The organism is Mycobacterium sp. (assembly GCF_051006775.1).
GTDB lineage: Bacteria > Actinomycetota > Actinomycetes > Mycobacteriales > Mycobacteriaceae > Mycobacterium.
Map to the genome: position 1 here is coordinate 1 of NZ_JBPCSX010000099.1, position 3,502 is coordinate 3,502.

The following is a 3,502-nucleotide window of genomic DNA, read 5'->3' on the forward strand; positions in this document are numbered from 1 at the left end:
CACCAGCTTCTCCGCGGCCTACGTCTCCGGAGTGGCGGCGCTGGTCCGTGCCCGATTTCCCCGCCTCTCAGCGCATCAGATCGTCAACCGCATCCTGCGGACCGCGCACAGTCCGGCCCGAGGTGTCGACAACCAGGTCGGCCACGGTGTCATCGACCCGGTAGCGGCCCTCACCTTCGACATTCCGCCGGGTGAAGTCCTCGCACCGGGCGCGGGGACACGGCTACTGACTCCCCCTGCCGCGCCTCCACCACCGGACCGACGGGCCCGCAATGCCGCCGTCGTCCTCGCCGTCGCCGCCGGAGCGATCGCAATCCTCACCCCGCTGATCTCGGCTGCCAGGAGGGCCAGATGACAGAGCAATCCCGGGTCGGTGTCATCGCGGCGATTTTCGGTGTCACGGTAATCGGTTGGGCCACAGCAGGATACGGCGGCACAATCGTTGGCATCGTGGTGGCACTGGCTCTGCTCGTCGCGCCGTGGAAGGGCCTGCCGGCGTGGGTCTGGGCATTCCTGCGCCTGCGGCGAAACCGCCGGAGTGAGCTCACCGCCCCGATCACCGTCTCCAATGACCGCTCCGGCGGTGGTGTCCGCTTTCAGGATGGTGTCGCTATCATCGCGATCCAACTGCTCGGAAAGCCGCACCGCGCCACCATGCTCATCGGCTCGACGATGACCCACACCGAGAACACCATCGACGTCGCCGCGCTGTTGACGATCATGAACCACAACCTCGGTCTGGACTTCGACTCGGTGAGCGTGGTCAGCGCGGGTTCCCGCCGCCGCAACACCGGTGACTATCCACGGGTCTACGACACCTTCATCGGCACCTCCCCCTATGCCGGCAACCGCGAGACCTGGCTGGTGCTCCGCATCTGCGCTCACTCCAACGCCGAGGCGCTGCAGTCGCGCACCACGGTGGGAAGCGCCGCGCTCGCGGCCACCCAGCGCGTGGCCGCGGCACTGTGTTGCAGCGGAGTCCGGGCTCGGGTGGCGACCGCCACCGAGATGACCGAGCTCGATCGGCGACTTGGAGGCGCCGCATGTGAACCGTCCAACCGGCGGTGGCACTGCCTACGGGGCGAGGGCGGTTGGCTGACGAGCTACGGATACGACCCGACCGACATCACCACCGATACTCTCGCCCTGCCGTGGTCACTACGCGTGGACGGCGTCGTCTCGAACATCACGCTGTTCGCGGACCGCACTGCCACAGCTTCGGTGACCATCCGTACCGCGCAGCCACCGACAGCGTCCCCCAGCGTCACGCTGCGGACACTTCCCGGCCGGCAGACCCAGGCGCTGTCCCGTCACCTGTGCGGGCCGCTTCCCGCACTGCGCGGGCTGAGCCGGGGGCCCCTCCCGGAAAGTCTGCGCGTCCCGGTCGGATCCTCGGGGGTGCTGTTGGGAAAGGTCACCGTCGGCGACCGTCTGCTGCTGCCGCTCGAGGATCCCGCTGGAGGCAGCCAGGTGCACATTGCAGCGGATGACCCGCTGGTGAAACGAATCATCGTTCGCGCCGCGGCGGCCGGCGGACAGGTGACCGTCCACACCACCGACATCGACCGCTGGAGCAGCATCCGAATGCCGAACGTCGTCGTGACCGAACAGGTCCGACCCGCAGCCGGCACCACCATCAGCGTGGTGGACGGCACGGTGCTGCCGGCACCGCGTCCCAACACGGTCCTGTCGGTGGGTCAGTCGGGGTCGGCCGCTCCGGCCTCTACCGACGTGGTGATCACTCAGACCGGGCCGGCCAGTGTCGAGGTCCGCGCGGGCGGACTAACCCACGACGTTGAAATGGAGCTGTTCCGCGCGGAAAACCGCTATGCCGCAACGGAACCGGTGATGTCGGCATGAGCGGCATCACCGCAACATCGACGGCGCGGCGGCACTTCGATCACGGGGTCGCCGCCATGGAGACGAGCGCCACCTCCGCCCAGTCGTTCTTCCGGGAGGCCACCGATGCCGACCCGGCGATGGCCGATGCGTGGCTGGGCCGGATCGCAGCCGGTGATGACGACCTCACCACACTTGAACACCTGCACGGTTGCGGAGCCAGACTGCACCGGGAGACCAACCGCCTCGGTCTCACACTGTCGGCGGCGATGAAGGCCGGACCCCATCTGTCGATCACCGTGACGGAGGCATCACACGCGGGGATCGCACTTGCCAGCGCCTACGTCGACGATGGCCAGTTCGAGAAGGCGTCGGCCCTGCTGGGCGATCCCGCACTGCTCGACGCCTGGGAGAACCACCAGTGGTGCCAATACGTCAGGAGTTACCTGATGTATGCGACCCAACGCTGGCCCGATGTCATCGCCGAAGCCGCCCGCACGCTCCCACCCCAGGCGATCATCATGTCACCGGTCACGGCGGCGACGAACGCACTCGCAAGCCATGCTGCCGCCCACCTCGGGCAGGTGCGTATCGCGCTGGATTGGGCCGATCGCGAATGTCCTGATCCTGATGAATTTCCGCTGATTGCAGCAGATCTCGCCTACATCCGGGGGATGTGCTTCCGACAGCTCGATGATGCGACGAATGCTGATATCTGGCTGTCGAAGGCCACCGTGCACGGTGCGTTGATCGAACCGGCCAAACGTGCCCTTGCCCAACCCGGCCTGCAGTTGGTCACCACCGACGAGATGACCATCGACAGTCGGACCAATAAATGGGATGTGACCACCGCGCAGTCCGAGGAGGTTCGCGCCGAGGGTGCCAACCGTGGCAGGCGTGCCGAGCTACTCGCCGAAGGCCGCGAACTGCTCACCAACCAGGTGGGCCTGGCCGATGTGAAACATGCGGTGGCAGAGCTGGAGGATCAGATCGAGGTGCGGGCTCTGCGGCTGGCACACGGGCTGCCGGTGACGAACCAGACGAATCACATGCTGCTCGTGGGTCCGCCGGGCACCGGCAAGACCACCACCGCAGAGGCCCTGGGCAAGATCTATGCCGGCCTCGGCATCGTGGTGCACCCGGAGATCATCGAGGTGAAGCGTTCCGACTTCTGCGGTGAGCACATCGGTGCGTCCGGGCCCAAGACCAATGAACTCATCAACCGATCGCTGGGCCGCATCCTGTTCCTCGATGAGCTCTACAGCCTCGTCGAACGACACCACGACGGACGGCCGGACATGATCGGCATGGAGGCGGTGAACCAGCTACTCGTCGCCCTGGAAGTGCACCGCTTTGATTTCTGCTTCATCGGAGCGGGATACGAGAAGGAGGTGGATGAGTTCCTGGCGGTCAACCCCGGACTGGCGGGGCGATTCAACCGCAAACTGCGGTTCGCCTCCTACAGTGCGGCCGAACTCGTCGAGATCGCGGTGCGCTACGGCCGGCCGAGGGCGACCCTGATCGACGACGATGCCCAGGCCGTCCTCAACAGCGCATGCCGAAGCCTTCGGGCCCATCTGGAACCCGACGGCACGCACGGGATCGACCTGATGCAGAACGGCCGATTCGCCCGCAATGTCGTCGAAAGGGCTGAGCGTCTGCG

General features: G+C 66.5%; 3 protein-coding genes. All 3 read left to right on the top strand.

Annotation, left to right across the window (positions count from 1 at the left end; translation table 11 throughout):
* Positions 1–355, top strand: a 355-nt coding sequence (locus tag ACR2JI_RS07320; protein ID WP_526389422.1) for a S8 family serine peptidase, incomplete at its 5' end; no start/stop codon positions are given.
* Positions 352–1,860 (top strand): type VII secretion protein EccE, encoded by a 1,509-nt coding sequence (eccE, locus tag ACR2JI_RS07325; protein WP_526389423.1) that lies wholly within the window; start codon positions 352–354, stop codon positions 1,858–1,860. The genes ACR2JI_RS07320 and eccE, both read left to right, overlap by 4 nt.
* Positions 1,857–3,502 (top strand): type VII secretion AAA-ATPase EccA (eccA, locus tag ACR2JI_RS07330; protein WP_526389424.1); only part of this gene is annotated, 1,646 nt, incomplete at its 3' end. The genes eccE and eccA, both read left to right, overlap by 4 nt.